This window comes from Streptomyces sp. NPDC005899 (assembly GCF_040629645.1).
In the GTDB taxonomy this organism is placed as follows: domain Bacteria; phylum Actinomycetota; class Actinomycetes; order Streptomycetales; family Streptomycetaceae; genus Streptomyces.
Genome location: NZ_JBEXWB010000577.1, coordinates 1 through 2,514 on the forward strand (window position 1 = coordinate 1; position 2,514 = coordinate 2,514).

At 72.8% G+C, this 2,514-nt stretch carries 2 protein-coding genes; both read left to right on the top strand.

Going from position 1 to position 2,514, the window contains the following annotated elements:
• Positions 1–457 precede the first annotated feature (457 nt).
• On the top strand, positions 458–661 hold the full coding sequence (locus ABZ371_RS31605; RefSeq protein WP_015607926.1) for a cold-shock protein: 204 nt from the start codon (positions 458–460) through the stop codon (positions 659–661).
• A gap of 196 nt (positions 662–857) precedes the next feature.
• Positions 858–2,514 (top strand): DEAD/DEAH box helicase (locus ABZ371_RS31610; protein ID WP_358686162.1); only part of this gene is annotated, 1,657 nt, incomplete at its 3' end.

Consider the following 2,514-nt stretch of genomic DNA (forward strand, 5'->3'; position numbering starts at 1 on the left):
CCCGGTGTCGCGCGGCCCGGCGCCCGCCGGGGAGCGGGGTGCCGGGCCTGCGTGTGTTTCCCGGCGCGTGCCCGTCCGCCGATACCGGTGCGTGCCCGTCCGCCGAGAGGACCCCGTCCGCCGAGCCCGCGCCTCGCGGCGAAGGCGTACACCCCTTGGGGGGCCTGCGCTGCGCGCCACCGGGGACGTGTGCCCGACCCGCCGCGACCTCCTTCGCGACCCCTCTGGCCAGCCGACTCCGTCCCACGACGGCGTGGCGGATTCCGCCGTCCGCCGCCGAGACGTGCTACGGTTGCCGAGTTGCAGTTTTGGTACCCATGAACTTTATGTGCGCCTGACGGGAACCCTCCTCAGGCGCATTATTGTTTTCCGGCTTTCTCCGGATGGGGCTCAATGCGGCGACTTGGAATCCGTGAAGTGCGGATTCTCGGCACTGCACCTCTTTTAGGAGAATGACATGGCTACTGGAACCGTGAAGTGGTTCAACTCGGAAAAGGGCTTCGGCTTCATCGAGCAGGACGGCGGCGGCGCCGACGTCTTCGCCCACTACTCCAACATCGCCACCCAGGGCTTCCGTGAGCTCCAGGAGGGCCAGAAGGTCTCCTTCGACGTCACGCAGGGCCAGAAGGGCCCGCAGGCGGAGAACATCGTCCCGGCCTGATTGCCGGACGCGTACCTCGCAGCCGGGGCCCGCACCGTGACGGTGCGGGCCCCGGTTTGTGCTGTTTCCGGTTCGGCCTCCCCGGTGCCCTGAGGGCCCCGGACACCTGCTCTGTGCTTGCATCCTGGGGCGCACAGACAAGCAGTCCGCAGCAGTCGGCAGTAACCCCAGGAATCCCCCAGGAGGGCAATTCCGTATGACCCGCTCCGAACGCCAGGACCGACCGACCCGCAACCGCCCCGCACGGGGGCGCGCCACGGACCGGGCGCAGGCGACGAACCCCCGAGGCGCCGGCAGGGCGCCGGCCCGGCGCAAGCCCGCACCGCAGCAGGGCGGCGAATTCGCCCTGCCGGAGACGATGACCCCCGCTCTGCCCGGTGTCGAGGCGTTCGCCGACCTGGACATGCCCGCGGCGCTCCTGAAGACCCTCACGGCGCAGGGCGTGACCGAGCCCTTCCCGATCCAGGGCGCCACCCTGCCGAACTCGCTGGCGGGCCGGGACATCCTCGGCCGCGGCCGGACCGGTTCGGGCAAGACCCTGGCCTTCGGCCTGGCGCTCCTGGCGCGTACCGCCGGCCGCCGTTCCGAGCCGCACGCCCCGCTGGCCCTGGTGCTCGTGCCCACCCGCGAGCTCGCCCAGCAGGTGACCGACGCGCTGACGCCGTACGCCACGTCCGTGAACCTGCGGGTCGCCACGGTCGTGGGCGGCATGTCGATCAGCAGGCAGTCCGGGGCCCTTCGCCGCGGCGCCGAGGTGCTCGTGGCCACCCCGGGCCGGCTCAAGGACCTCATCGAGCGCGGTGACTGCCGGCTGGACCAGGTCGCGATCACCGTCCTGGACGAGGCCGACCAGATGGCCGACATGGGCTTCATGCCGCAGGTCGTTGCCCTGCTCAAGCAGGTCGAGCCGGACGGGCAGCGGATGCTGTTCTCCGCGACCCTGGACAAGAACATCGACCGGCTGGTCAAGATGTTCCTCACGGACCCGGTCGTCCACTCCGTCGACCCGTCGGCCGGTGCCGTCACGACGATGGAGCACCACGTGCTGCACGTCGCGGACGAGACGGACAAGAAGGCCGTCGCCACCCGCATCGCGGCCCGCGAGGGCCGGGTGATCATGTTCGTGGACACCAAGCGCGCGGCCGACCGTTTCGCCAAGCGGCTCCTGGCCAGCGGCGTGCGGGCCGCGGCCCTGCACGGCGGCCGCTCCCAGCCGCAGCGCAACCGGACGCTGGACCAGTTCAAGACCGGCCAGGTCACCGCCCTGGTCGCGACGAACGTGGCGGCCCGGGGCATCCACATCGACGACCTCGACCTCGTCGTCAACGTGGACCCGCCCACCGACCACAAGGACTACCTCCACCGCGGCGGGCGTACGGCACGCGCCGGTGAGTCCGGCAGCGTCGTCACGCTGGTCCTGCCCGAGGAGAAGCGGGAGATGACCCGGCTGATGGCCGACGCGGGTATCGCTCCGCGCACCACCCGGATCAAGTCCAGTGACGAGGAGCTCACCCGCATCACGGGTGCCCGTGAGCCGTCCGGCATAGCGATCGTCATCGAGGTGCCGCAGCCGACGCAGCCCAAGGCGCGTACGGGCGGCGGCGGTTCGGGGTCCGGTGCGGGCGGTGCCGTCCGCTCGGGCAGCCGGGGCCGTGGCAGGCGCGGTGGCTCCGGTGCCGCCGGTGCGGGCGCGGCTGCCGCCCAGGGCGGCGGCGCGGCCCGTGGTGGCGCCGGCGGTGGCTCCGGACGTGGTGGCGCCGGGCGTGGTGGCGCCGGCGGTGCCGGTGCTGCGGGCCGCGGCGCCGGTGCGGGCCGGGCCGCCGGCACCGGGCGCGGCGGCGCGTCCGGGCGGG